The organism is Tahibacter aquaticus (assembly GCF_004363655.1).
In the GTDB taxonomy this organism is placed as follows: domain Bacteria; phylum Pseudomonadota; class Gammaproteobacteria; order Xanthomonadales; family Rhodanobacteraceae; genus Tahibacter; species Tahibacter aquaticus.
On sequence record NZ_SNZH01000004.1, the window covers coordinates 387,825 to 409,902 of the forward strand.

General features: G+C 66.0%; 18 protein-coding genes and 4 tRNA genes. 9 read left to right on the top strand and 13 right to left on the bottom strand.

All coding sequences use genetic code 11. The features are described 5' to 3' along the window. From DFR29_RS30490 to DFR29_RS09160, 4 genes are all read right to left on the bottom strand, one after another. Nucleotides 1-101: GTP-binding protein (locus DFR29_RS30490; RefSeq protein ID WP_031270842.1), on the bottom strand; the 101-nt coding region annotated here is incomplete at its 3' end. Between the two features lie 63 nt (nt 102-164). Then, nucleotides 165-240, bottom strand: a tRNA-Thr gene (locus DFR29_RS09150). A 29-nt stretch (nt 241-269) separates the two neighbouring features. Next, nucleotides 270-343, bottom strand: a tRNA-Gly gene (locus tag DFR29_RS09155). A 15-nt stretch (nt 344-358) separates the two neighbouring features. Beyond that, nucleotides 359-444 (bottom strand) — tRNA-Tyr (locus DFR29_RS09160). A gap of 342 nt (nt 445-786) precedes the next feature. Here DFR29_RS09160 and DFR29_RS09165 point away from each other — a divergent pair. From DFR29_RS09165 to DFR29_RS09190, 6 genes are all read left to right on the top strand, one after another. Then, entirely contained in the window at nt 787-1,464 is a 678-nt protein-coding gene (locus DFR29_RS09165; protein ID WP_133818274.1) for a hypothetical protein, read from the top strand. Nucleotides 1,465-1,487: 23 nt separating this feature from the next. Next, nucleotides 1,488-2,063 (top strand): hypothetical protein, encoded by a 576-nt coding sequence (locus tag DFR29_RS09170; RefSeq protein ID WP_133818275.1) that lies wholly within the window; start codon nt 1,488-1,490, stop codon nt 2,061-2,063. 103 nt (nt 2,064-2,166) lie between these two features. Further along, a complete protein-coding gene (locus tag DFR29_RS09175; protein WP_133818276.1) occupies nt 2,167-2,904 on the top strand; it encodes a fimbrial biogenesis chaperone in 738 nt (245 codons plus the stop codon). Nucleotides 2,905-2,915: 11 nt separating this feature from the next. Beyond that, the gene (locus tag DFR29_RS09180) at nt 2,916-5,528 is read left to right on the top strand and encodes a fimbria/pilus outer membrane usher protein (protein WP_133818277.1); all 2,613 of its coding nucleotides are present in this window, start codon (nt 2,916-2,918) and stop codon (nt 5,526-5,528) included. Next, nucleotides 5,525-7,471 (top strand): TolB family protein, encoded by a 1,947-nt coding sequence (locus DFR29_RS09185; protein ID WP_133818278.1) that lies wholly within the window; start codon nt 5,525-5,527, stop codon nt 7,469-7,471. The genes DFR29_RS09180 and DFR29_RS09185 overlap by 4 nt, the downstream gene beginning before the upstream one ends. Then, nucleotides 7,468-8,268, top strand: a complete 801-nt coding sequence (locus DFR29_RS09190) for a hypothetical protein (RefSeq protein WP_133818279.1) — start codon at nt 7,468-7,470, stop codon at nt 8,266-8,268. The genes DFR29_RS09185 and DFR29_RS09190 overlap by 4 nt, the downstream gene beginning before the upstream one ends. A gap of 13 nt (nt 8,269-8,281) precedes the next feature. Here DFR29_RS09190 and DFR29_RS09195 read toward each other — a convergent pair whose 3' ends face one another. Further along, nucleotides 8,282-8,779 (bottom strand): acyl-CoA thioesterase, encoded by a 498-nt coding sequence (locus DFR29_RS09195; protein ID WP_133818280.1) that lies wholly within the window; start codon nt 8,777-8,779, stop codon nt 8,282-8,284. Between the two features lie 141 nt (nt 8,780-8,920). Between DFR29_RS09195 and DFR29_RS09200 the strand changes: the two genes are divergently transcribed. The 3 genes from DFR29_RS09200 (at nt 8,921) to DFR29_RS09210 (ending at nt 15,083) form a co-directional block, all read left to right on the top strand. Beyond that, nucleotides 8,921-9,946, top strand: coding sequence for a DUF11 domain-containing protein (locus DFR29_RS09200; RefSeq protein ID WP_133818281.1), 1,026 nt, complete (start codon nt 8,921-8,923; stop codon nt 9,944-9,946). Between the two features lie 391 nt (nt 9,947-10,337). After that, nucleotides 10,338-12,629, top strand: a complete 2,292-nt coding sequence (locus DFR29_RS09205; RefSeq protein ID WP_166653976.1) for an RCC1 domain-containing protein — start codon at nt 10,338-10,340, stop codon at nt 12,627-12,629. Between the two features lie 219 nt (nt 12,630-12,848). Beyond that, complete coding sequence (locus tag DFR29_RS09210; RefSeq protein WP_166653977.1) at nt 12,849-15,083, top strand: RCC1 domain-containing protein; 2,235 nt, start codon at nt 12,849-12,851, stop codon at nt 15,081-15,083. Nucleotides 15,084-15,125: 42 nt separating this feature from the next. Here the strand turns inward: DFR29_RS09210 and ychF are convergent, their stop codons facing one another. The 8 genes from ychF to DFR29_RS09250 form a co-directional block, all read right to left on the bottom strand. Next, nucleotides 15,126-16,217, bottom strand: coding sequence for a redox-regulated ATPase YchF (gene ychF, locus DFR29_RS09215; RefSeq protein ID WP_133818284.1), 1,092 nt, complete (start codon nt 16,215-16,217; stop codon nt 15,126-15,128). A 43-nt stretch (nt 16,218-16,260) separates the two neighbouring features. Continuing rightward, complete coding sequence (gene pth, locus DFR29_RS09220; RefSeq protein WP_133818285.1) at nt 16,261-16,842, bottom strand: aminoacyl-tRNA hydrolase; 582 nt, start codon at nt 16,840-16,842, stop codon at nt 16,261-16,263. 33 nt (nt 16,843-16,875) lie between these two features. After that, nucleotides 16,876-17,619, bottom strand: coding sequence for a 50S ribosomal protein L25/general stress protein Ctc (locus DFR29_RS09225; RefSeq protein WP_133818286.1), 744 nt, complete (start codon nt 17,617-17,619; stop codon nt 16,876-16,878). An 87-nt stretch (nt 17,620-17,706) separates the two neighbouring features. Then, nucleotides 17,707-18,663, bottom strand: coding sequence for a ribose-phosphate diphosphokinase (locus tag DFR29_RS09230; RefSeq protein WP_133818287.1), 957 nt, complete (start codon nt 18,661-18,663; stop codon nt 17,707-17,709). Nucleotides 18,664-18,721: 58 nt separating this feature from the next. Continuing rightward, nucleotides 18,722-18,797 (bottom strand) — tRNA-Gln (locus DFR29_RS09235). Next, on the bottom strand, nt 18,776-19,651 hold the full coding sequence (gene ispE, locus DFR29_RS09240) for a 4-(cytidine 5'-diphospho)-2-C-methyl-D-erythritol kinase (protein ID WP_133818288.1): 876 nt from the start codon (nt 19,649-19,651) through the stop codon (nt 18,776-18,778). The genes DFR29_RS09235 and ispE overlap by 22 nt, the downstream gene beginning before the upstream one ends. After that, a complete protein-coding gene (gene lolB / locus DFR29_RS09245; protein ID WP_133818289.1) occupies nt 19,648-20,262 on the bottom strand; it encodes a lipoprotein insertase outer membrane protein LolB in 615 nt (204 codons plus the stop codon). The genes ispE and lolB overlap by 4 nt, the downstream gene beginning before the upstream one ends. Then, nucleotides 20,262-21,989: a tetratricopeptide repeat protein gene (locus tag DFR29_RS09250; RefSeq protein WP_133818290.1), complete on the bottom strand. Its 1,728-nt coding sequence runs from the start codon at nt 21,987-21,989 to the stop codon at nt 20,262-20,264. The genes lolB and DFR29_RS09250 overlap by 1 nt, the downstream gene beginning before the upstream one ends. Nucleotides 21,990-22,078: the final 89 nt, after the last annotated feature.

A 22,078-nucleotide genomic window follows, 5' to 3' on the forward strand; every position in this document is an offset into this window, starting at 1 on the left:
TTCGTCAGCGCTGCCGTCAGCGTCGTCTTGCCGTGGTCCACGTGACCGATCGTGCCGACGTTGACGTGCGGCTTGGTGCGCTCGAATTTACCCTTGGCCATGCCTGCAAAACCCCGAGAGATCTAAGGAGGTGGATGAGTTCAACGGTGTTGCGACTCAAAAGATGGTGCTCACGAAAGGAATCGAACCTTCGACCTCTTCCTTACCAAGGAAGTGCTCTACCGACTGAGCTACGTGAGCCTAAAACGTCAACCGCGACAGCAATTCAATGGAGCGGGAGACGGGAATCGAACCCGCACAATCAGCTTGGAAGGCTGAAGTTCTACCATTGAACTACTCCCGCTCAAGCAGAACCGGCTGGTGGAGGGAGGTGGATTCGAACCACCGAAGGCGTGAGCCAGCAGATTTACAGTCTGCCCCCGTTGGCCGCTTGGGTATCCCTCCAGCGCGGAGCCCGGCATTCTCGTCATCCGCAGTACGAAAGTCAATGCCATTGCGGCAGGAAGTTCGCGGCTGCAGACATGAGCGGTTTGCGGGGCGCGGACAATACCCGGATCGCGGGCGCGATGCCAGCCCTTGCCGGAAATTTTTCCGCTGAGCCGATCCGTACTGGAATTGCGCGTACGGCGCGGCCGATTGTGACCAATTGTCATAAAGCGTGATGGACATCACATTCGGGCACGTACTGTGCTTTGTTGCCGTGCCTGCCAATAGGCAGTTCCTGATTGTTCCCAGGGGGCAATAACCGTGGCCAGGCACCAACCCACCGCTCAAGGAGTCGTTTCCGTGACCACCACCCTTTCCCGCCTCGCCCGTCGTCTGGGCTTCGCCGCTGTCGCCATCGCCGGCGTCAGCGCTTTCCCGTCCGCCGCGTTCGCCCAAGCCAATGTCGACGTGAACATCACGATCAGCAACGGCATCACCATTCTTTACTACTACTCGGCACTGGACATCAACCTCGATTCCACCACCCTGGCCAGCCTGCTGACCACGGGCTGCACCGCCGGTACCGTTGCCGGTACCTTCAACTGCGACGTGGGCGCTGCCGGCCCGGTCGTCGCCACCGCCGCGGGCGGCGTGGTGACGGCGTCGTTCGCCGGTCCGGGCGGTGGTGCCATCAATACCGCCGCCGTGCCGCTGGTGCTGTCCAACGTCTGGTCGGTCCGCGCCGTCGGTGGCGCCAGCGCCAATACCACGGTGCAGATTTCCCGCGGCGCCGACAATTCGCTGGTCAACGGCGGCAGCTCGATCGTGATCAACGACAACTACGGCATCAACACCGGCGCCACCTCCGCCCTGGCCGGCGCTTCGCCGCGCATCGTGCAGTTCCCGGACCCGGGCCTGGGCGGCCTGGTCACCGGCAGTGTCGCGCTGTCGCTGAACCTCACCAACGCCACGGCGACCGGCACGTACAGCTCGGCACCGGGCAACGTCAACTACGTTCTGACCGTCACCAACACCTGAACATGAACCGGCACGCCATCCCCATGGCAGCTGGCGTCCTGGCCGTGGCGTTCTGCGCCACGGCCGTGGATGCCTCCAGCCTTGCCGCAGGCGCCGTCCCGGGCGTGCGCAGCCTGGGGCTGAACCGCACTGCCGGATCGTTCGAAACCAGTGTCAGCCGGCTCGACCTGGACACCATACGCAGCACCGAAGTAGCTCCCCAAGGCGCGCTCAATGCCAGCATTGCCAGTGCCCAGGCGCGTCTGGCGGGGAATGGCCTGGTGGTGGACTTTCCCGGCCCGGGACAAGCCCAGGTACCGGCGATCGTACGGCCGCTGGGCGTGCTGTGGCGCTGGTCGCCACCGGCCGGCGGCGATCGGCGCGCGCCCAACGTGCGCGTGCGCCTGGTCGGCCCGAATGGCCAGCCGGACGAAATTTCCACCGTGGAAAACCCGAGCCGGGGCGTGCGCGCCCAGTTGGTCCTGCGCCAGCCGTTGCTGAGCAATGACGCGGACGGCCCGTTCTGGAGCGGCGAGGCCGAACTGCGCATCCAGACGACTGACGTAGCCGAACCCGGCACCTACCAGGGCCGCATCGAAATCACCTTCGAGAACACCTGACATGCGCCGCTTTTATCTCTTTTATCTTTTTTTGACATTTCTCATCTGCGGCACCGCAGCAAACGCACAGGTCGGGCTCAGCCCGCAAATACTCGATATTTCTTTGGACGGGCCGGCGGGCTCGCATTCGTTCCGCCTGTTCAACTACACCAAGGAAGACAAGGCCGTTAAGGTTTCCACGGCAAATTGGACCATGGACGCCGACGGCAAGGTTTCGACCATCGCCACGACCGAGCAGTCGCTCGACGGCTGGCTGGTGATCAACCCGGTCGAATTCGTGGTCAAGGCCGGGCAGAACCAGGTCGTGCGCATCGCCGCGCGGCCGGCCGTTGCCCTGGGCGCCGGCGAGCATCGCGCCATGGTCTGGTTCGATGAGCAGCCGCTGCCTGGCGCGCCGTCCGCCGCGACCACGCTGCGCACCGTGTTCCGCTTCGGCGGTGCCGTCTATGGCCATGTCGGCCCGGTTCAGCGCCAGGGCGAATTGATCGACGTGCAGGCCCGCGACGGCGACGCCACGCTGCAGCTGCGCAATACCGGCAACGCCACCAGCCGCTGCAGCGGTTCCTACGCGATCTGGCGCAAGGCCGAATTCCCGGGCGATGCCAAGACCGGCGTGGTGGAAAAAGTCGGCACCGATGACATGGTGCTGCCCGAAGGCGCGGTCATGGCCGGCCGCCTGCCGAATGACGCCGTGCTGCCGGAAGCCAGCCGCCGTGTCGTCTTCGCCTACACGGGCAATCGCCTGCCGCCGGGCGAATACGTGCTCGATCTGAACGGCAGCTTCGGCGATTCGACAGTCGATCGCAGCGTCGCCTTCCGCGTTCCCGCCGCGGCGCACTGACCCCGGCAACCATGGCAAATCCTCCCGTTCCAGCACGCAAGCTGCAGCACGGAGCCTGGCTCTGCGCCGGTTTCAGCATGGCGCTGGCCGGTGCAGCCATCGCGGCGCCGTCACCGGCCCCCGGCCCTTCGCCGGAAGCCAGCGGACCGGACTTTCCCTTCGTGCGCAGCACCGACGGCCGCTCGTCCTCATCGGCCCTGCTGGTCGGCCTGCTGGTCAATGGCGTCGATCGCGGCCGCGAGATCGCCGTGCTCGGCGGCGAGCTGGATGGCGAGACCAAGGTCGCCATCGGCATGCTCTGCGATGTACTCGGCCTGCACGCCCAGCGCGGCGAGGATGCCTGGCGCATCAGCACCCCCATCGGCGATGCGGTCATCGCCCGCGCCCAGATCGTGCGCATCGGCGAGATCGACTACGCTCCCCTCGCCGCCAGCGGCGAGGCCCTTGGGCTGGACATCCAGTTCGACCGCAACGAATTCGCCCTGCGCGCCCGCGGCGCCTGGCTTGACCAGCTGGACGGCAGCGCCGGCGCGGCGCCCGTGACCGAAGACCTGCCCATCGACGTACCCGCGCCGCGCGCCAACCTGTCGGCCTGGCGCAGCGAGCTGATTACCCGCCACGTCGCCGGCAGTACCGATACCACGACGCTGACCGAACTCGGCGGCGCCCTGGGCAGCGGCAACTGGCATCTGCGCTATTTCGACGACCTGCAAGGCCAGCGCCGCCTCGACGAATGGGGCTGGCTGATCGATCGCGGCCGCTCGCGCTGGTTTATCGGCCAGCAGCAGGTCACCTTGAGCTCACTGCTGCCCGGCCTGTCGCTGACCGGCGCGCAATGGGCCAATACCAACCGACCGGACGTCGCCTACGGCGACGGCGTGATCGGCAACGAGGTGATCGCCAGCCGCATCGCGACCGGCCGGCAGATCCAGGGCGACGGCCCGCCCGGCGGCATCGCCGAGCTGCGAGCCAACGGCGCCGTGGTCGCCCGCACCATCGTGCGCCTGGACGGCCACTACCGCTTTCCCGAGATTTCCGGCATTCCGTCCGATGCGATGCTGGAAATCGCCCTGTACCGCCCGGCCAGCAACGACGTGCCGGTGCGGGTGGAACAAGTCACCCTGCGCGCCAGCGACGATCTGCTCGCCGCCGGCACCTATGTCCTCCACGCCGGCGCCGGCACGCAGGAAAACCCGCTCGACAGCGCCGATCTGGAAAAAGGTGAGGCCGGCTTTGCCCGCGTCCGCGCCGGTATCAATCGCCGTCTCAGCGTCGACGCCACCGTGCTGCGCGCGAACGAGCAGGACTACGCCTCGGCCGGCATTGCCTTGAATTTGGGCCGGGCCGGCGTGTGGTCTGGCCATCTGGCGCAGAGCAACGGCGCCGGCGCCGCCGAACTGCTTGGCGAAGGCGGCCGCGGCGCCGTGTTCTGGACCGCCAGCCTGCGCGAGTTCCAGAGCGACTACTTCGCCGACAACAGTCCCGCGCGGCGCGACAACCAGATTGAAGCCGGCTGGCAGCGTCCGCGCCTGCGCCTGAGCCTGATTGCGCGCGATTTCCAGGATCCGGTGCTCGGCGACCGGCGCTACCTCAAGCCGGCGCTGGCGGCACAGCCGCTGGAGCGACTGTGGCTCAGCGCCCGGCCCGACTACCTCGGCAACTACAGCTATGCCGCCACCTGGCAGCCGTTTGCGCGCACGCGCCTGGGTGCCTCGCGCTATGCGCAGCGCAAGCAGATCGACTGGCAGCAGCAGCTGACGCCGCGCTTCGATCTGACAACAGCTGTGGTCGATGATGACAACTATGGTCAACGTCAATCTGTGGTGCTGTACCGGCGCCCGCCCGAGCGCTACGGCTGGTGGTGGGGTGCGGGTGCGCTGCACAGCCGCGGACGCTACGGTGCGCTATTCGACGCGGGTTCCGAGCTGCGTCCCGGCCTGAACCTGCGCCTGCAGTACCAGAACGATCCGCTGTATGCCGGCGCCGGCATCGACAGCAAGGTGATCTCGCTGCAGCTCACGGCCGACTTTGCGGTCACGCCCAGCGGCCTTACCCGCGGCGCCTTCAATCCGGAGCAGCGCCGGGTCGGAGCGATCGCCGCGCATATCGATGCGAAGAAGCTGCCGGCTGGTGTCTCCGCCGCCACGCTGGAAGGCGTCGGCGTGCTGGTCGACGGCCAGGTGCGCGGCGAACTGGACAAGGACGGCCGTGCGCTGATCTACCGCCTCGCGCCCGGCGTGCATCGCGTTGCGCTGGACATGGAAAACCTGCCGATCGATCTGAATCCGGCGGATGCGACGCGCAATGTCGAAGTCCGCGCCGGTTCGACCACGCCGCTGGAATTCACCCTCAGCGTGCAGCTGGGCTGCGCCGGCTTTGCCGGGATCGAGGCGGCCGGCTGGCGCGTCGTTGCCGTCGACGCCCAGGGCACCGAGGCGGCGGCCAGCGCCGTCAACAGCATCGGCTACTACCGCCTCGACGCCTTGAAAGCCGGCACCTACGAACTGCGCCTGATCGACGCCAGCGGCAGCATTGCCGCGCGCCGCCCGCTCGCCCTGGACACGGCCTTCAAATTCCAGCAAGACCTGACCCGCCCGCGCACCACGCCGGAGCCATCGCCATGAACGCACGACTTTGCCTGCTAGCCCTGTTCGGATTCGCCAGCGCGGCCCAGGCCCAGGTACCGGCCAACGGCAGCTTCGAAACGGGCGATCTCACCAGCTGGACCACCGGCGGCTATACCCGCGTCGGCGCGATCCGCGCCAGCAATATCACGCCCACCACGTCGCTGGTGATTCCCGACGGCACCTGGGCGGCAGCCATCTCCACCGGCCCGGGCGAACGCGCCACCGGCACCACCGGCGGCGTCGATTTCGACGGCCTGGGCGGCGTCAACGACTACGACCTGAGCTACCTGCAGTCCGTATTCACCCTGCCGGCCAACTCCAACTACGTCGCCTTCAACTGGGGCTTCGCCTCGGGCGAACAGAACGAGCCCGACCAGTACGACGACGTGATGGATGTCACCGTCAACGGCACGCGCATCATGACGCGCTCCAGCTGCAAGTTGAACGGTTCGAGTTATTCGCCATTTCCCAACGCCAACTGCCAGAGCGCAACCGTCGTCGATCACACCGTCAACAACACCGCGACGGCCAACCTGCGCACCATCAACCTGCGTTTCGGTTCGCCCGTGTTCCAGCGCATCTGCCTGCCGCTGCCGGCGGGGCTGGTCACCGGCAGCAACGTCACGCTGCGCTTCAACGTGGCCGACCAGAATGATCACCAGGTCGATTCCACCCTGTTCATAGACGACGTGGAGATCAAAAGCTCCTGCAACGAGGTCGGCACCATCGTGCAGCTGACCACGACCACCGGCCGCAATGTCGAGGTCAAGGGCGGTGGCTTCCTGTTCCGCCAGGCCAGTGCGCGCGCGCTGGCCACCGATGCCACCGGCAAGACCGTTGCCTTCATCACCAGCGCCGATCACGGCAGCAATGCCAACCTGCTCGACCAGATCTATATCTGGAACGGCACCAGCTTCAGCCGCGCCAGCTGGACCGGCACCCAGATGGCCAGCGGCGGCCAGATACAGAACCTGGCACTGTCGCCGCTGCAGGACAGCACCCTGCTCGGCCGCTATATCGTCTTCGCCGCCAAGCTCAGCGAAACCGACAACTACGAGATCTACTACTACGACCGCAGCACCAGCGCGCTGGCCACGATCACCACGACCAGCGGCTGCGACAACACCGACCCGACTGTCGACGGCGACGGCGGCGTGATCGCCTGGGTGTCCAACTGCAATGCACTGACGTCCGCCGGCAGCCTGCGCCGCATCGTCGTGCGCAACATGGCCACCAGCGCCAACACCATCGTGCCCGGCCCGGCAATGTGCGCTGCCAACCGCGAAGCACGCGGCGTGCGCCTGACCAAGAACGCCAACGGCCGCTACCTGGTGTTCGAATCCGACTGCCAGCCGGTGGCCTCCGGCAACACCGATCTGAACTACGAAATCTTCCGCTACGACCGCAACGGTGCCGCCACCGCCGCCGCCAGCTACCTGCAGATCACCAGCACCACCACCAATGCAAGCGCCGCGCAGATCACCCAGAACAGTTTCGCCGTGCTCGACGGCTCCAGCGACGGCCGCTATACGTATTTCATTTCCAACGGCAACCTCACGCCCAGCGGCAGCATCTTCAATGCCGACTACAGTTTCGAAATCTTCCGCTACGACGCCAACGCAGCGCTCGCTTCGCGCACTGTCCAGCGCACCAACGGCTCGGACAGCGACTACATCGGCGTCGACACCGGCGTCGACGGCGCCACCGACTACGCCTTCGAGCGTTTCGAGCGCAATACCTTCAATACCAGCGTCGGCCGACGCCGCATACCGACCACCGGCACCGACAGCGAAAACCTGCTCGCCAGCGCCTCGTTCGTGTTCGGCGCACGCATAGGCCTGGACGGCGTGGTGCCGGTGGTGAATTTCCTCTCGCCGGAAAACTTCCTCGGCACCAATGCCGACGGCAATACCGAAGTCTGGCAGGGGAGAGTGCAATGAGCCGTCGTCCGATACTTGCGTCTGCGCTGCTGCTCGCCGCGGTGTCCGCCCACGGCAACCGCTCCGATGTGCTGCAGGGCGACGCCTACGGCCACCGCATCAGCGCCGACCCGGCCCTGTGCGCCTACGAACCGATCGACATGTCGGCCGCGGCCAGCCTGGCGCCGATCGCCGCCGGCGGCAGCGCGAGCGCGCTCGACGACGGCGCTGCCGTGGTCGATCTGCCGCAGGCGTTTCCGTTCTACGGCACGGCACCGACGCGCCTGTCGGTTTCCACCAATGGATATATCGCTTTTGTCAACGCGGCCGACGAAGAAGACGGCGGCGACTACAACAACGATCCCTACGTACCCAGCCTGCCGGACAATGCGCGCGCGGGCTCTGCGCGTCTGTACGTCTACCACGACGAACTCAACGGCGAAGGCGGCGGCGCCAGCCTGCGCAGCGCCTATTTCGCCCACTGCCCACGCACCTCGCTGATTCCGGACGAAGCCTGCAGCGTGATCGCCTGGAAAGGCTGGTCGCGCGGCGGCAGCAGCGGCAGCCTCGACGTGACCGCGGTGCTGTACCACGGCAGCGGCAATATCGCCCTGCAGTACGCCAGCCTCGACGCCAGTGCCGGCAATTCGGCCTGCATCGGCGCCCAGTCCGACGGAGCCATCGACGGCGTCAGCTGGAGCTGCAACGGCGGCCGCAGTCTGGCCGCGGCCACGGCGGTCTGCATTTTCGACCCGGCCTATGCGCCGCCGGTGGTGGAAGACGCCCTGTTCGCCGACGGTTTCGATCTGCCCGAATGATCGCGCCGCCGTTTCAGCCGTTGCGCTCGATGTTGTGCCGCACGCGTTCAATTTCTGCCTGCTGGTCGCGCGACATGGCGATGATCTTTTCCGCATAGGCAGACAGAATCACATCGTCTTCGGTCTGCGGCAGCCAGGGCGGCACACCGGTCGGCCGGCCTTCCGGCGCATCCAGCGCGACGAAGCTGATGACGCAGTGGGTAGCCAGCCGCTCCAGCCCGGACTTGAGGTCGCGCGCAATCACGTCGACGGCGAAGTGCATGCTGCTGGCTCCGGTACGGATGAGCTTGCAGCGTACGACGACAATATCGCCGATCAGTATCGGCTTGACGAACTGGATGCCGCCCAGCGCCACCGTCACGCAGTACTGCCCGCTCCAGCCCACGGCCGCGGCGTAGCCGGCCTGGTCTATCCACTTCATGACCATGCCGCCGTGCACCTTGCCGCCGAAATTGACGTCGGTGGGCTGGGCCAGGAATCGGAACGTGGTTTCGCGCTGTTGGCCGGGCATTGCTGGGGCTCGCTGGGCTTGCTTGACGGGCGCTCATGCTAACCCAGGGCCAAACGTGACGCACGTCACATTTTGACATTAACCGTTTCTATACTTTTCGAGACGCTCAGGGGTTATCGCAAGAACCAATTGGGGTGATCCATGAATCGCAAGGCGATCGCGCTGGTGACAGCGCTGGCGTGTACGGGCGCGGGCGCGGCAGAGGTAACGGTCAAGAACGATTCCCTTGGCGATTTCGACCCCGGCGCCATCGTCTGGGGCTTTGCACCCGGCGAAGCGGCAGCGTCCTGGCTGACCTCGCCCTGCAACGGCAATCTGCGCGCGGTGCAAGTGTTCTGGCGCTCGCCCAACGCCAATTCCGCCGTCGAGATCCACGACTCCATCACTGTCTTTCGCGGCGGCACCTTTCCCAATCCCGGTGCCGAGGCAGCCGTGATCGGCGGTCCCGTGCTCAACGACGGCGTGATCAACCAGTGGCGCTTCCTCGACGAGAACAACACGATTCCGCTCAACGTGCCGCTGAGCAACGGCGAGGTGTTCGTCATCTCGTTCAAGTTCTTCACCGAGCCGCTGGCCGGCAGCGGCCCCAGCGTGGTGCGCGACGCCGACGGCATCCAGTCCAACCGCAACGCGCTGCTGGCAGACTTCGGTGGCACCTTCGTCTGGTTCAACAGTGCCACCCTGGGCCTGACCGGCGACTGGGTCATCCGTGGCGTCGTCGACTGCCCGGTCGTGGTGCAGAACGCCGATGTCGCGGTGAATCTCAGCGCCAGCCTGCCGCTGTACAGCCCCGGCGCCCCGCTCGACTACACCGTCACCGTAAGCAATGCCGGACCGGTCGCCGCGGCGAATACCAGCATCGTCGACATCTTCCCCGCCGGCTATACCGCCACCAGCTGGACCTGCAGCGCCAGCGGCGGCGCCAGCTGTACCTCAGGCGGCAGCGGCAACATCACCCAGAACGTGAGCCTCCCCTCCGGCAGCCAGGTCATCTACCAGGTCAGCGGCACGGTCGATGCCGGCACCACCGGCAGTCTCAGCAACGCAGCTACCGCCGTCGTCGGCGGTTCCGTCACCGATCCCAGCCCCAGCAACAACACCATGTCGCTGCTCCTGTTGCCGGAAAGCGACCGGCTGTTCAAGGACACGTTCGAACCGGTGAACTGAAACGCTCGCCGCTGTCGCCTACGTCACGCCGCGCACCGCGGCGTGACGCCGATCCGCCCGCCTCCTCTGCGCCACCATCCGCATCCCTGCGCAGGCGCACCACAGCCATACCATCGCCACGCCGCCGTGATCCGGGACTGACCGCGCCTGCGCTTCGCACTACGCAGCCGGCACGACACAACGCCCGCTGATGCCCTGCGGAACTCCGCGCCCGACCCGGGCGGCCCGCTGTATTCCGTGCTGAATTCCGCGCTGAGACATCGACAGCGCTCGCGGCACTACGCGTTATGGCTTTTGCCACGTTTTGGCAATCGCGCCATTTCCTGGTTTTTCCAATCGCGCGGACTTCATGCCGGCGCCGCCGGCGTCGGCTGCCCTCAAGGAGCTGTACATGGCCGTCCACCGCAACATACTCGTGTTTTCGCTGGTCTTGCTCGCCCCGATTCTCGCCGGCATCGCCAGGACCAGCACTGCCGCCACGATCGCCGCCGGCGGCTACCACACCTGTGCCATCGGCGAAGCCGCTGGCGAAATGCGCTGCTGGGGCAGCGGCAGCTACGGCAAGCTCGCCAACGGCAGCGGACCGGAACTGGACCGTGCCGCGCCGGTCGCCATATCGTCGCCGATAGCGCGCTGGCGCTCGGTTGCCGTCGGCGACAGCCATGCCTGCGCGATCGCCGCCAGCGGTGCCGTGTATTGCTGGGGCTATAACGGCTTCGGCCAGCTTGGCGACGGCACGTCGATCACGCGACCGGCACCGGTAGCCGTGGTTGGTCTGGGCAGTGGAGTGGCGCAGCTCAGCGTGGGTCTGAACCACAGCTGCGCGCTGATGCACAGCGGCAAGGTCAATTGCTGGGGAGCCGGCGAGTTCGGCCGCCTAGGCTCCGGCCAGGTCGCCAACCAGACCACGCCTGGCGAAGTTCTCACCTTGACCGGCGCCATCTCCGTCGGCGCGGGCGCATACCATACCTGCGCCGCCATCAACGATGGCAGCGTGAAATGCTGGGGGCGCAACGGCAGCGGCCAGATTGGCGACGGGTCGGCGGTAAACCGGCTCACTCCCGTCTTCACCTCTATCACCATCGCCGCGACCGAAGTCGCCATCGGCGGCTACCACGGCTGCGCCCGCAGCGCCGCCGGCGCAGTGCAATGCTGGGGTTACAACGCCGACGGAGAACTCGGCAACGGTACGACGGCAACGAGCACTGTCGCGGTGAACGTCGAGGGCCTTGCCAGCGGCGCTACCAGACTGGCCGCCGGCATTTACCACAGCTGCGCGCTGACTGCGGGCGATATCCTCAAGTGCTGGGGTTACAACGGCTATGGCCAGATCGGCGATGGCGCTACGGGCCCTGCGGTAGTGCGCCCTACCAGCGTGGTCAATCTGCCTATCCCGGTCGCCGAAGTCACTGCCGGCAACGACCATACCTGCGTACGCGCCAGCGGCAACCGCATCCAATGCTGGGGACGTGCACTGCATGGGCGCACCGGTGTCGGCAATACCGCAACCAGCCCAGGCTATGCGCAACGTCCGCTGGCCGTCTCTGGCCTTCCCGCACCAGCAGTCAAGCTGTCGCTGCGAACCAACAATGCCTGTGCCGTAACCGTCATCGGCTCGGCCAGCTGCTGGGGTAATAACGAGTCCGGCCAGATCGGCGACGGCCTGGCGCTGCCGCATGCGACGTTTGTCTATCAAGCAGGCCCGCGCGACGTGGCAGACCTGAGCTCCGGCGTGCGCGATATTGCCACCGGCGATCTGCATGCCTGCGCGCTGAAGACCAACGGCACGGTCTGGTGCTGGGGCAGCAATATCTACGGCCAGCTCGGCGACCAGACCGCGATTGCGCGGCGCACACCGGTACAGGTCATCGGCATCGTCAATGCGGTACAGATCGCCGCGGGCATCGGCTTTTCCTGCGCCCGTACCGCGGTCGGCGGCGTGTGGTGCTGGGGATTCAACACCAACGGCCAGCTCGGCAATGGCACGAATACCCACAGCCTGCAGGCGGTTCCTGCGATCGGCCTTGGCCAGGACATCGTCGACCTGAGCCTGGGCAACGCGTTTGCCTGTGCTGTCAGGAACGACGGCAAGGTGCTGTGCTGGGGCAGCAACACGCGCGGCCAGCTCGGCGATGGCACCGCGACAGCGCGCAATGTGCCGACCCTGGTCAACGACAATTTCGGTATCTATGCCGGCATCGCCACCGGTGGCGAATTCAGCTGCGGCCTGACCAGCGCCGGACAGGCCAAATGCTGGGGCTACAACGATGTCGGCCAGCTCGGTGACGGTTCGCTGATGCAGCGATCTACGCCAGCCGGTGTCGCCACATTGAGCAGCGGCGTGGCGCGGTTGGCGGCAGGCCAGTATCACGCCTGCGCTCTGCTCTCCAGCGGCCAGCTCAAGTGCTGGGGCTACAACGCGAACTATCAGCTCGGCGACGGAACCCTCGTCAACCGCACGCAACCGGTGCCGGCCGCCAATGTCAGCGGCAGCATCCACAGTCTGGCGCTGAGCGGCCAATCCAGTTGTGTCGTGCTGGCCGACGAAAGCAGCCGCTGCTGGGGGCTCAACAGCGCCGGCCAGCTCGGCAACGGCAGTATCGCGGCCAACTTCGCCGTGCCACAGGAAATTGCCCAGTGGCTGCGCGACGACCTGATCTTCCGCGACGATTTCGAGCCTTGAGCGCAGGGCAAGCGCCGCCGCTGGGCCGCTGTACGGCTGGCTCGCCCATGGCGGCCAGCCACAGCCGACACAAAGAATAAATTTAATTTTTATATTTTCTGGTGAAAACCCTCTCGCGTCGAGCGCCCGGCATGCATGGCATGTCGAAGCATCGTCGACGGCATGTATCGACGGAAACTCCTACGGAGAAAAACCATGGCGCGACGAAATGGAATTTCCTTGTTAAATTTTTTGCTTGTTCCACTACTACCGGCCGGCGCAAACACCGCCAGCGCAGCGACCATCGCCGCAGGCGGCTACCACAGCTGCGCCATCGACGACACCACCGGCGAGATGCGCTGCTGGGGCCGCGACAACCTGGGCCAGCTCGGCGACGGCAAGAGCGTGGACCGCTCAGCTCCGGTCGCGGTCAGCACCAGCGTGCCGCGCTGGCTCTCCGTCGCCACCGGCGAAAGCCACAGTTGCGCCATTGCTGCCAACGGCCCGGTGTATTGCTGGGGCTACAACGCCTTCGGCCAGCTCGGCGACGGTACCCTGACCAATCGCCAGACGCCGGTAGCCGTGGCCGGTCTGAACAGCGGCGTCCGCCAGCTCGCGCTGGGCAGCCATCACAGTTGCGCCCTGATGCACAGCGGAAAAATCAACTGCTGGGGCAATGGCGCCAACGGCCGCCTCGGTTCCGGCCAGACCACCAACCAGGCCACGCCGGCAGAAGTGCTGACGGTGACCGATGCGGTTGCCATCGGCGTGGGCGGTGGTCACAGCTGCGCGGTGCTCGCCGACGGCAGCATGAAATGCTGGGGCCTCAACATCGACGGGCAGGTCGGCGACGGCACACAGACCGACCGTGCCATACCGGTATTTGTCTCCGGCAATATCACGGCACACGCCATTTCGCTCGGCGGTTTTCATAGCTGCGCACTGAATACAGCCGGCGCCTTGCAGTGCTGGGGCAGGAACGCCTCGGGCCAGCTGGGCGACGGCACCACCATCCGGCGGCTGACCCCCGTCGCCATTGGCGCAATCGGCAGCGGCGCGAGCCAGCTGGTCACCGGCGCCTATCACAGCTGCGTCCTCGCCAGCGGCAACGTGCTCAAGTGCTGGGGCTTTAACGACACGGGTCAGCTCGGCAACGGCACGGTCACCGGTTCGACCGTTCCGCTCAACGTCGTCAATGCAACAGCACCAATCCTCGCGCTGAGCGCGGGCCTTGCACACACCTGCCTGCGCAGCAGCGGCAACCGCATCCAGTGCTGGGGCAATGGCGACTACGGCAGGACCGGCACCGGCGACAGCAGCGCCAGCTCGCCGCTGGTCTCGCTGCCGGCGCTGATCTCCGGCCTGCCCGCTGGCGTGGCCAGCCTCAGCCTGCGCAGTAACACCAGCTGCGCGAGCACCAGTCCCGGCTCGGCGCACTGCTGGGGACTCAACAGCCCTGGCCAGATCGGCGACGGCGGCGTAGTACGGCATGCAGGACCGCGCAACGTTGCCGGCCAGCAGTCGGCCGTCGCCGGTGCAGCCATCGGCGACGCCCACGGCTGCGCCGTCAAAACCAATGGCACGGTCTGGTGCTGGGGCAGCAACACCTACGGGCAGATCGGCGACCAGACCACGCTGGCGCGACCGATCGCCGTACAGACCGTCGGCATCACCGACGCCGTGCAAGTCGGCACCGGCCTCGCCTTCTCCTGTGCACGCACCGCGGCCGGCGCGGTCTGGTGCTGGGGGATCAACAGCTACGGCCACCTGGGCGACGGCAGCACCACCAACCGTTCCCAGCCGGTGGCCGTTGTCGGTTTGAACGGCGGTGTCGTTGCCCTCAGCGTCGGCGACCGTCATGCCTGCGCCGTGCGCAGCGACGGCAGCGTGCGTTGCTGGGGATACAACAACCTGGGACAGGTCGGCGACGGCAGCCAGACCAACCGCCTGGTTCCCGTGGCGATCAACGACGGGTTTTCCAGCTATGTCGCCGTAGCCGCGGGGAACGAGCACAGCTGCGGCATCACCACGGACGGACAAGCCAAATGCTGGGGCAGCAACGTCTACGGGCAGCTGGGCGACGGCAGCAATGTAACGCGTTCATCGCCAGCTGGCGTAACTACCTTGACCAGCGGCGTGAGGCAGATCGCCACGGGCGACTATCACAGCTGCGCGCTGCTGAGCACCGGTGCGCTGAAGTGCTGGGGCCGCAACAATCTGTACCAGCTTGGCGACGACACCGTCGCCAACCGGACGCAGCCCGTCACCGCAAGCACCATCGCCGGCGATATCCAGACCGTGGTGCTGGGCATGCAGGCCAGTTGTGCCGTGCTGTCCGGCGGCAGCGCAAAATGCTGGGGCCTGAACAGCAATGGCCAGCTGGGCAACGGCAGCATCGTCAATACGCGTATCCCCGAGCCTGTCGCCCAGTGGCTGCGCGACGACCTGATCTTCCGCGACGGCTTCGCGCCTTAGCCTATGCAGCGGCGCGATCTGCACCGATCGCGCCGCCGCTGTTCAGACGTTGAAACGGAAGTGCAGCACATCGCCTTCCTTGACGATGTAGTCCTTGCCTTCCAGGCGCAGGCGGCCAGCGTCGCGACAGCCGGATTCGCCCTTGTACTTGATGAAATCGTCGTAGGCGATGGTTTCGGCGCGGATGAAGCCGCGTTCGAAATCGGTGTGGATCACCGCGGCGGCCTGCGGCGCGGTAGCGCCGACCTTGACCTGCCAGGCGCGCACTTCTTTCACGCCGGCGGTGAAATAGGTCTGTAGTCCCAGCAAGCGGTAGCCGGCACGAATGACCCGGTTCAGGCCGGGCTCGTCCAGGCCCATGTCCTGCAGGAAGGCGTCGCGGTCGGCGTCTTCGAGCTGGGACAGTTCTTCCTCGATGGCAGCGCAGACCGGCACCACTTCAGCACCTTCGACTTCGGCACGCGCGCGCACTTTGTCCAGCAGTGGATTATTGGTAAAGCCGTCTTCCAGCACATTGGCGATGTACATCAGCGGCTTCATCGTGAGCAGGAAAAGATCGCGCACCAGCGCCTTCTCGTCCTCGTCCAGACCGGCGGCGCGCGCCGGCTTGCCTTCGTTGAGCGTGGTCGCGAGCTTCTGCAGCACGGGACGCTTGGCCATGGCCTCCTTGTCGGCGGCCTTGGCTGCGCGCTCGGCGCGGTTCAACGCTTTCTCCACCGATTCGAGATCGGCCAGCGCCAGCTCGGTGTCGATGGTCTCGATGTCCGAGATCGGATCGATCTTGCCCGCCACGTGGATGATATCGGTGTGCTCGAAGCAGCGCACCACATGGGCGATGGCATCGACTTCGCGGATATGCGCCAGGAACTTGTTGCCCAGGCCTTCGCCCTTGGACGCGCCGGCGACCAGGCCGGCAATGTCGACGAATTCCATCGACGTGGGAATGACCTTCTGCGGCTTGACGATATCCGACAGCGCATTCAGGCGCGGGTCCGGCACCGGCACCACGCCGATGTTCGGGTCGATGGTGCAGAAGGGGAAATTGGCCGCGGCGATACCGGCCTTGGTCAGCGCGTTGAACAGGGTGGACTTGCCGACGTTAGGCAGGCCGACGATGCCGCATTTGATGCCCATGGGAAAAATCCAGTATTTGGTATTCGTGAAGGTGCGCGGACGGTCAAGGCTTGGTCGTGTGCAAGCGCTTCATCGCCTCGTTGAAATCGCCCGACAGCGCCAGCGGCAGCACGTCGAAGGCGAGGCCGATCGAGGCCATGATGGCCTCCTCGTCGCGGGCTCCGGCGCGTCCGAGCACCCAGCCGGTGACTTTGTCCTTGTGGCCCGGATGGCCTATGCCTACACGCAGGCGATGGAACTTGCCGTCGCCCAGGTGGGCCATGATGTCGCGCAGGCCGTTCTGGCCGCCGTGGCCACCGTCGAACTTCAGCCGCGCCGTTCCCGGCGGCAGATCGAGTTCGTCGTGGGCGACCAGCATCTCGTCCGCGTCGATCTTGTAGTAGCGCAGCGCGGAAGCCACCGCGATGCCGCTCTTGTTCATGAAGGTGGTCGGCTTCAGCAGAAGCACCGATTGTCCACCTATGGAAACTTTCGCTGTTTCTGCATGCAGCTTTGATTCCACGCCGAAGCGCGCGCCCAGCTGCTGCGCCAGGGCGTCAATAAACCAGAACCCGGCGTTGTGCCGGGTTCTGAGATAGTCGGCCCCGGGGTTGCCGAGGCCGACGAGCAGGCGCAGTTGAGCCATGCGAAGCAGCTACGCGTCGTAGGACGCGGAACCTTACTTCTTCTTGGCCGGAGCCGCCGGAGCCTTGGCTGCCGGGGCCTTGCCTGCCGGCGCCTTGCCGGCAGCCGGAGCTGCTGCCGCCTTGGCCGGGGCCTTGCCCTTGGCCGGTGCCGCTGCAGCGGCCGGCGCCGCGTCGGCCACAACTTCTTCGACTTCTTCGCGCGCCAGCTTGGCCAGTACCACGGCCACGTCGTGTTCCTTGCCCAGCTTCAGTTCCGGAATTTCCAGACCGGCCGGCAGCTTCAGGTCGGACAGATGCACGATATCGCCCTGCGACAGCTCGCTCAGGTCGACTTCGATGTACTCCGGCAGATCGCGCGGCAGGCAGGAGACGACGATCTCGTTCAGCTCGTGCGTGACCAGCACGCCAGCGGTCTTGCCGGCCGGCGACTTTTCCTGGTTCAGGAAGTGCAGCGGAACGCGGATCTTCAGCGCTTCGTTTTCGTTGACGCGCTGGAAATCCAGGTGCAGCAGGCGCTGCTTGTACGGATGGCGCTGCATGTCACGCAGCAGGGCCTTCTGGTTCTTGCCGTCGATCTTCAGGTCGAGGATGGCGGAATAGAACCATTCGTGCTGGGAGGCCATGAAGACGTCCTTGTGCACGAACTGGATGCTCTGCGGCTTGTCGGTGCCGCCGTACAGGATGGCCGGGACGACGTCGGCATGACGCAGGCGGCGGCTCGCACCTTTCCCCTGGTCTTGGCGCAGTTCGGCCGGAATTTCGTGGATTTTTGCCATGATGAAACTACCTTCGATGATGAAACCGCCTCGCAGCGGCTTGAAGGCTCTTCCGCGACCAGAAGAGCCGGAGCGTCGACTGACGGATCAATCGACGTAAAGCGAACTCACCGATTCGCCGAAAGCCACGCGGCGTATCGTTTCGGCCAGCAGTTCCGCCACCGTCAGCTGGCGGATGCGCGGGCAGGCCTGTATTTCTGCAGTCAGCGGGATGGTGTCGGTAACAACCAGCTCGTCCAGCTGCGAATTCATGATGTTGCTCATGGCCGAGCCCGACAGCACCGGATGGGTGCAATAGGCGACGACCTTCTTCGCGCCCTGCCTCTTCAGCGCATTCGCTGCGGCGCAGAGGGTACCGGCGGTATCGACGATGTCGTCGACCAGCACGCAGGTCTTGTCGCGCACGTCGCCGATGATGTTCATCACGGTCGATTCGTTCGGACGCGGACGGCGCTTGTCGATGATGGCGAGGTCGGCATCGTCGAGGCGCTTGGCGATCGCACGGGCGCGCACCACGCCACCGACGTCGGGGCTGACCACGATCAGGTTGCCCGTGCCCTGGCTGCGCCAGATATCGGCCAGCAGCACCGGTGAGGCATAGACGTTGTCGACCGGAATATCGAAGAAGCCCTGGATCTGGTCAGCGTGAATGTCGACCGTGAGTACGCGGTCGGTGCCGACCGTGCCGATCATGTCCGCCGCCACTTTGGCGGTGATCGGAACGCGCGCGGAACGCGGGCGGCGATCCTGGCGCGCATAGCCGAAATACGGAATCACCGCGGTCACCGTGGCGGCCGATGCGCGCTTGAGCGCATCGATCAGCACCAGCAGTTCCATGAAATTGTCAGCGGTCGGCGCACAGGTCGGCTGGATCACGAACACGTCCTGGCGACGTACGTTCTCTTCGATCTCGACCTGTACCTCGCCATCGGAAAAGCGCCCGCACAGCGCCTTGCCGAGCGGAATGCCGAGCCGGTGCGATACGCTCTCCGCCAGCCGCCGGTGAGCATTGCCGGTGAACAGCATCAAACCCTGCGTATTCATGCGAATCTCCACCAACTGCCGACGATCGGGCCTAAACGCCCAAGATGATGTGATTCAGTGGCTGGGGCGGTAGGACTCGAACCTACGAATGCGGGAATCAAAATCCCGTGCCTTACCGGCTTGGCGACGCCCCAGCAATAAAACGTTCCAGTTCGACCTGCAGCGGCGAGCGGTTTACGCCGCGCGCCACGTGGGCCGACCACTCCTGCGGACAGGCTGCTGCCAGCGCGATTGCCTCGTCTTCGCTGGCCACGTCGACAAAGACGCAGCCACCGGAACCGGACAGGCGCGGACGACCAGCAGACGTTTCCAGCCATCTCAATGCAGCCGCTATCGCGGGATAGCGCGCGCTGACTACCGGCTCGAACGCGTTCGAGGTTTCAGCCCCAGCAAGGAAGCGCGGAATTGTCGTGGGCGGCGCATCGCGTGTCAATTCCGCCGCCTGGAACAACGGCCCGGTCGGCACTGGGGTGTGCGTATCGACAATCACATACCAGCGCTCGGGAATTTCAATCGGCACAAGCACTTGGCCTACGCCTTCGGCCCAGGCCGAATGTCCGCGCACAAAAACCGGCACATCGGCGCCCAGGCTCAGGCCCAGCTCGGCCAGCCGGTCTTCGTCCAGGTCGCAGCACCACAGCCGGTTCAACACCACCAGCACGGTAGCCGCATCGGAACTGCCACCGCCGAGGCCGCCGCCGAGCGGAATGCGCTTGGTCACATCAATGTCGGCGCCAGCCCGTGGTCTTGCAAAGGCCTGCAGGCAGCGCGCGGCGCGTACGACCAGGTCGTGCTCCGGCGCCACGCCATCCAGCGCGGACACGCGGTGGATTTCGCCGTCGCCGCGCAGGCGCAGACGAACGGTGTCGCCGCGATCGAGCAGCTGGAACACGGTCTGCAGCAAGTGATAGCCGTCGTCGCGACGGCCGACAATATGCAGGAACAGGTTCAGCTTGGCCGGTGCCGGCCAGGCAGTCCACTCGCTCATCGGACCTGCCAGTCCTCGATGAACAGGCGCACACGCTGCTTGCCCTTGGTGGCGAATACCTTGCGCGGCAAGGCGGGTTCGCTGCCGGCGAAATAGTCGCGGTATTCGATGGTCCAGCCCGCCTGCAGCAGCTTTGCCGGCCGTTGCGCCTCGTCGAACACCAGCTCAGCCTTGCCCTTGGGCGCACGCAGGCCGCGCACCCAGAACTCCAGCTCGGCCACGGGCAGCTGCCAGTTCGCTTCGCGCGCCAGCAGTTCCGCCGCGCTGGTGCCGGTCAGTGCCTGCTCGCGCACGCCTTCCAGCGTGGCCGAACGCGCATCGCCGTGCAGGCGCCAGTTCTTGCCGCTGATCGGAGCGCGCAGGCGCAGATCGTAGCGCTCGCCCTGCTGCAGCCATTCCACATCTGCATTGCCGCCGTCGTCGCCGTTGCTGACCGCGATGCGTCCCGTGAGCTGCCACTCGCGCTGTGCCAGGATCGCTGTCTCGCGCTGCTGCTGCACGCGCAAGGTGGCATCGTCTTCGCGCAGGCGCAGCGGGGCGCAGGCACTCAGGCTCAAGGCCAGCAGCGGCAGCACCCAGCGCAGCCCCGCGCCACCCGGGCTCAGGCGCATCAGACGCCCAGCCTGCGCATGGCCTCGACCACCGCTTTGTTCTTCGCGTCCTTCTTGCGCGCCGCCTCGAACACCGCGCGCGCTTCGTCGCGCTTGCCCTGCACCCACAGCACTTCGCCCAGGTGCGAGGCGATTTCGCCGTCGGACTGCTTCTCGAAAGCCTTGCGCAAGGCCTTCTCCGCTTCGTCCAGGTTGCCGCGGCGGAACTGCACCCAGCCGTAGGAATCGATCACCGCCGGATCTTCCGGCTTGACCTTCAAGGCTTTCTCGATCAGGCCCAGCGCTTCGTCGAGCTTGCGATTCGCATCGGCCAGGGTATAGCCCAGGGCGTTCATCGCGTCGAAATCGGCCGGCTTGAGTTCCAGCACGCGGCGCAGGTCGGTCTCGGCGCTGTCGGTGCGATTGTTCGCCGCCGCATGCAGCGCCCGCGCATACAGCAGGCGCGTGTCGTCGGGCATCTGGCGCAGGCCGCGCGCATAGACTTCCTGCACTGCCTCGGGCTGCTCGCGCTTGTTCAGCAGTTCGGCTTCCAGCATGAAGGCATCGCCGAGCTGCTCGGGCTCGTCGCCGACCCGCTGCTGCAGCTCGTGCGCCAGCCCCATGGCCGCTTCGTGCTTGCCCTGATCGTCCATCAGCACGGCAAGGCGCACCTGGCTGGCGAACCAGTCTTCGTTGTCGTTGCCGACCTGTTCGTACCAGCTCAGCGCAGCGGTTTTCTGCTCCAGCATTTCCGCCAGCTGGCCCAGCAGATGGGCACGCGCCGCGCGCTCTTCGACCGGGCGCGACTTGAGTTCGTCGTACAGCGACTGGATCAGGCTCTTGTCGTTGCTGCGTGCGGCATAGGCTGCGCGTGCCTGATAGCTGTAGTCGTCCTGCGGACCGTCGGCGAGCAGCTTGGCCGCGGCCTTGTTGTCGCCGTCCTGGCCCAGCATCAGCGCATAGGCGGCGCGCAGGCGAATGTCCTTGGGCGAGCGCTTGATCGCCTCGCGGTAGTCGCGGCCGGCACGCGCCTTGTCGCCTTCGTCCACCGCCAGCTGGGCCGACCAGGCATAGGCATTGGCGCTGGCGAATTTCTTCACCGACAGGTCGGCCAGGGTGCGCGACTGTTTCTTGTCGTCCAGCTTGAAGGCGAGCTGGCTCATCGCGACCCAGGTTTCCTCTGCCGCTGTCGCCAGGCCCAACGGTGTCGCCAAGCGCTGCAGCAACAGGGCAGCGGCCGGCTTGTCCGGTGCACTCAGCAATACCTGGCCGATCAGGCGCCAGCCCTGCTGGTCCGGCAGCATCGCAAGCTTCGAAAGCGCCTGGAATGCAACATCCGAATTGCCGTCGCTCAAGGCCAGGCTGGCTTCAACCTGGCCTTGCCCCGGATCGGTAGCACGCAGGCTGCGCCAGCGCGCCAGGGTTTCGCGGGCCAGGGGGTAGTCCCTGGCAGCCAGCGCGACGCGCGTCGCATGCGCGGCAACCAGGGGGTCGTTGCTGAGGCTGGCGGCTCGCGCATAGCGCTGCGCCGCTGCCTTGAGATCAGCCTGGCCCAATGCAAACTCGCCGGCCAGCAACTGGGCGAGCAGATCGTCGTCCGTGGGCAGCGGCTTGACCACGGCCTGGCCCGGCTGTGCGGCGGCCTGGCGCGGCGGCACCGTGGTGCAGGCCGCCAGGGAGAAACAGGCCGCCGCGGCGACCGCGACAGAGCGCGTCCAGGCACGTTCAGCGCGAAATTTAATCCACATCCAGATGCACCATCGTCGTTGCGCACCCGCACCAGGCGGTTTGCGATTGCCCGCCCCGGAGGACGGACTTGCTTGATCTTGCCGGACCG

What these genes read in the sequence shown, in the direction of transcription:
- DFR29_RS09170 (WP_133818275.1), top strand. Translation starts at nt 1,488, where the DNA reads ATGGCAGCTGGCGTCCTGGCCGTGGCGTTCTGCGCCACGGCCGTGGAT.
- DFR29_RS09180 (WP_133818277.1), top strand. Translation starts at nt 2,916, where the DNA reads ATGGCAAATCCTCCCGTTCCAGCACGCAAGCTGCAGCACGGAGCCTGG.
- DFR29_RS09185 (WP_133818278.1), top strand. Translation starts at nt 5,525, where the DNA reads ATGAACGCACGACTTTGCCTGCTAGCCCTGTTCGGATTCGCCAGCGCG.
- DFR29_RS09190 (WP_133818279.1), top strand. Translation starts at nt 7,468, where the DNA reads ATGAGCCGTCGTCCGATACTTGCGTCTGCGCTGCTGCTCGCCGCGGTG.
- DFR29_RS09195 (WP_133818280.1), bottom strand. Translation starts at nt 8,779, where the DNA reads ATGCCCGGCCAACAGCGCGAAACCACGTTCCGATTCCTGGCCCAGCCC.
- DFR29_RS09200 (WP_133818281.1), top strand. Translation starts at nt 8,921, where the DNA reads ATGAATCGCAAGGCGATCGCGCTGGTGACAGCGCTGGCGTGTACGGGC.
- DFR29_RS09205 (WP_166653976.1), top strand. Translation starts at nt 10,338, where the DNA reads ATGGCCGTCCACCGCAACATACTCGTGTTTTCGCTGGTCTTGCTCGCC.
- ychF (WP_133818284.1), bottom strand. Translation starts at nt 16,217, where the DNA reads ATGGGCATCAAATGCGGCATCGTCGGCCTGCCTAACGTCGGCAAGTCC.
- pth (WP_133818285.1), bottom strand. Translation starts at nt 16,842, where the DNA reads ATGGCTCAACTGCGCCTGCTCGTCGGCCTCGGCAACCCCGGGGCCGAC.
- DFR29_RS09225 (WP_133818286.1), bottom strand. Translation starts at nt 17,619, where the DNA reads ATGGCAAAAATCCACGAAATTCCGGCCGAACTGCGCCAAGACCAGGGG.
- DFR29_RS09230 (WP_133818287.1), bottom strand. Translation starts at nt 18,663, where the DNA reads ATGAATACGCAGGGTTTGATGCTGTTCACCGGCAATGCTCACCGGCGG.
- ispE (WP_133818288.1), bottom strand. Translation starts at nt 19,651, where the DNA reads ATGAGCGAGTGGACTGCCTGGCCGGCACCGGCCAAGCTGAACCTGTTC.
- lolB (WP_133818289.1), bottom strand. Translation starts at nt 20,262, where the DNA reads ATGCGCCTGAGCCCGGGTGGCGCGGGGCTGCGCTGGGTGCTGCCGCTG.
- DFR29_RS09250 (WP_133818290.1), bottom strand. Translation starts at nt 21,989, where the DNA reads ATGTGGATTAAATTTCGCGCTGAACGTGCCTGGACGCGCTCTGTCGCG.